Source organism: Paraburkholderia franconis, assembly GCF_009362735.1.
GTDB classification, from domain to species: Bacteria; Pseudomonadota; Gammaproteobacteria; order Burkholderiales; family Burkholderiaceae; genus Paraburkholderia; species Paraburkholderia franconis.
Genome location: NZ_WHNP01000179.1, coordinates 1 through 3622 on the forward strand (window position 1 = coordinate 1; position 3622 = coordinate 3622).

At 59.2% G+C, this 3622-nt stretch carries 2 protein-coding genes; both read left to right on the plus strand.

What is annotated here, in order from left to right; translation table 11 throughout:
* Positions 1 to 244 precede the first annotated feature (244 nt).
* Positions 245 to 1315 (plus strand): tyrosine-type recombinase/integrase, encoded by a 1071-nt coding sequence (locus GCT13_RS47160; protein WP_087739859.1) that lies wholly within the window; start codon positions 245 to 247, stop codon positions 1313 to 1315.
* Positions 1316 to 1437: 122 nt separating this feature from the next.
* The gene (locus tag GCT13_RS47165; protein ID WP_160111852.1) at positions 1438 to 3612 is read left to right on the plus strand and encodes a tyrosine-type recombinase/integrase; all 2175 of its coding nucleotides are present in this window, start codon (positions 1438 to 1440) and stop codon (positions 3610 to 3612) included.
* Positions 3613 to 3622 lie beyond the last annotated feature (10 nt).

Here is a 3622-nt window from a genome sequence, read left to right on the forward strand (position 1 = left end):
AGCCTTCTGATATAAGTTATTTGGAATTGAATCTGTGCTACGGTAGGCCAGTTTTTAGTTGGCTGGTGCGCAGAACATATTGAAACAGATCACGCAGGGTTATCCACGGGGCCGCCGCCCGCTCTTCTGTAGCGAGAGGCGAGCGGCCCGGTGGATAACCCGTGCCGAAGGCGATGCCCGCTTACTTGCCCCGAGCTGAATCGTTGTGGTGGCGACTCAGCATCCCTCGCGAGAGGAGCAAATCATGGTTGCAGGCAACGCTGTCGTCGAACCGGTGTGGGAACGGTATCCACTGATCGCCTCGAACTCGTATGCTCGGCGCTGGATACAGAGTTGCGTGATGCTCGGCCTGGCAAGGAATACAGTCGCGGCCTACATGTACGCGGTAGAAGGCTTCCTTCGCTTTGCACAGGGTCACTCCCGCGATCTGCGCAGCATGTCGCGCGAAACCATCGCGCAGTATGTCGGCGAGCTGCGAACCCAGCCACGACGAGCGAATGCGAACGTGGTTCGCATCGACTCAGGTGGTTTCCTGTCAAACGCAACGCTGCAGCAGCGTCTGACCGCAGTCCGGTTGCTGTTCGAGTTTCTGGTTGACGAGGGACTCATCAGGACCAACCCGGTAAGCCGCGGCCGCTATACGGCATCCGGCCACTTCGGCGCGCGCGGCGAACGAGGCCTCATCCAGAAGTTTCGCAAGCTGCCGTGGATTCCCACGGAGGCGCAGTGGACGGCCCTGCTGGCTGTCGTCCGCGACGAGCCGACGCGTAACAGATGCATGCTGGCGTTTGCCTATGATGCGGCGCTTCGTCGGGAGGAGCTATGCCAGCTTCGGGGCAGCGATCTCGATCCCGCCCACCGGTTGCTGCGTATCAGGGCGGAGACGACCAAGGGCCACCGCGAGCGTGTCGTTCCGTATTCCGATACTTCCGGCGAATTGCTGCGCGACTATCTTCGACACAGGCATGGCGTTGCCGGGGATCGACACGCGTTGTTTCTGTCCGAGTCGCCGCGCAACCACGGAGCGCCCATCACGCTATGGACGTGGTCCAAGGTAGTCCGATCTATAGCGCTTCGCGCCGACGTTCCTGCGTTCTCGACCCATACGCTGCGCCATCTTTGTCTGACCGATCTCGCCCGCTCGGGTTGGCAACTTCATGAGATTGCCCGGTTTGCCGGTCATCAGAATCTGGAGACGACCAGGCAATACGTACACCTGTCCGGTCACGATCTGGCCGACAGGTTCGCGAAGACCATGCGCCAGATTCACGCGTGGCGTGTTGACGCCCTCGCGTGTGTCGCCGACGCGGAGTAACGATGATGTGCTCATCCCGGGCGGTGCGCATCCCCAAGCCTGAGGCTGCCTGCCTATGGACATGGCCGATACAGATCACGGACTATGATCGCAGAAACGAGCTGACGGCTGCGGAGCGGAAGATGCTGACGCGTGAGCTTCCTCGCGCAATGGCCAGTGAACGGACGGTAAAGGCGGTCCTCGGCAGACTATCAGGCCTTGAACGTCTGATCGCACCAATCGATGACGCGCTGGCCGTGATTGACGGCAAGCACATATACGACGATCGCGTAAAGCTGATGCTCCTTCGACACTGTGCGGCGCGAGAGACCTCGCTATGGGCATGGGACGCGACGACCTGGCATAAGGTCATCGGGACCACCCAGGAGGCTTTCTATGCCGCCCACGTTCCAAGGCCGTGCGCTGGTGGCGAGCGACAGGCGCTAATGGCTGTCGCATACCTGCTGCACTGTTTCCACGACATCCCCAGCCTTGGGGAGGTGAAACGGGTTGCACTTGCGGAGAAGATCTTCGGCAGGAAACGTATCGCTGCGACACTTCTACGGGTGACCGAGGTTTCCGCTGCCTGGGGTTATCGAAGTCCATGCAAACCGTTGATGAGTTTGGTCGCGGAACTCCTGCTTATTAACCAGCGCCCCGAACTCGAATCACTGACGACCGAGTTCATCGAATCGGTCCGTATGCGCTGGCAGGATTCGAACTATCGCAGTTCCTTGTACTTCCAGCTCTTACGCGTGCTTGCAGCACTTGGAATCATCGCCGCGGAGCCCACGATCCGGAACCGGGTTGACAGCGAACGCGTTCATCGAGCGAGAACCGCCGGTCTGTCCGGAGATTGGGTGCTCGCAGTTGAGCGATGGGAGGCGACCAGCACGTTGACGGTCTCGACCCGCCGCCATCTTCGGGACATGGTCCTGAAGGCGGCCCGCTGGTTGCAAGACTGTCATCCGGAGATCACACATCCAGATCAGTGGACCCGCGAACTGGCGGCGGAATATGTAGGCGCAGTTGACCGCATGCACGTCGGCGATTATGTCTGGAGGACCGCCGGCCTCGGGACGAAGCTCGGCAAACCTGCAACAGCGCGATCGAAGGAAGCCTTCCTCGGCGCGATGCGATGCTTCTTCGCAGATATCCAGGAGTGGGAATGGATCCCACGTCGTTTCGATCCGTTTCGGGCATTTGCAACGCCTCGCTCGATCAAGGCCCTGATCGGACCAGCGCCACGCATCATTGCCGATGACCTCTGGGCGAAACTCCTGTGGGCTGGCCTGAATCTGACGATCGCCGATCTTCCTGGTCACGGCAGTGCTCCAAAGGGACATAGCAATGCGACAGGCGCCATGTTTCGCAACGGAGGCTACTATCCACTCGAGATGCTACAGGCGTTGAGCATCGTGTGGCTCTTTGCAGGACTACGTAGCGACGAGATCGTCCGGCTGCGGGTCGGCTGCGTGCACAAGGAACCGTCGATAGGACAGCAGGCTACGTCATGCTGGATGCTTGACGTTCCAGTTCACAAGACGGGAACCGCGTTTGCCAAGCCAATTGACACTATTGTCGGAGAAGCGATCACTGTGTGGGAGCAACTTCGTCCTGTACAACCGTCGGCGCTMGACATCAAGACCGGAGAGAAGGTCGATTTCCTGTTCTCGTACCGTGCCCGAGCAATTCCACGGGCGTACCTGAACAAACGGCTGATTCCCATGCTTTGCCGCAAAGCGGGCATTCCACAGGCGGATGCGCGCGGTCAGATCAGCAGTCACAGGGCCCGCTCCACCATCGCGAGTCAGTTGTTCAACGCCCGCGAACCTATGACGTTGTTTGAACTACAGGCATGGCTCGGTCATCGTTCGCCCGTGACCACGCAACACTACGTCGCATTCACGCCAACCCGGCTCGCCCGGGCTTATTCAGAGGCACAGTACTTCCAGCGAAACCTGAGAATGATGGAGGTGCTCATCGATCGGCAGGCGATCGACGATGGTCAAACTGAACAGCCGTGGCGATACTACGATCTTGGCCACGGTTTGTGCTCGTACGAATTCTTCGATCAGTGTCCGCACCGCATGGCTTGCGCACGTTGTGACTTTTACATTCCGAAGGAATCCTCCCGCGCCGACCTGCTCCAATCGAAGACTGGAATGATACGGATGCTGCAGGAGATACCGCTGACCGATGATGAACGTGCAGCAGTGGAAGGCGACCAGAAAGCTATAGACCGTCTACTCCTGCGACTCAAGAACACGCCGACGCCTGATCGGCTCACCGCCCCAAATAGGAAGAAACAAAGGTAGAAAAAGCCCT

Coding starts and splice junctions, on each gene's coding strand:
- GCT13_RS47160 (WP_087739859.1), top strand. CDS start 245: ATGGTTGCAGGCAACGCTGTCGTCGAACCGGTGTGGGAACGGTATCCA.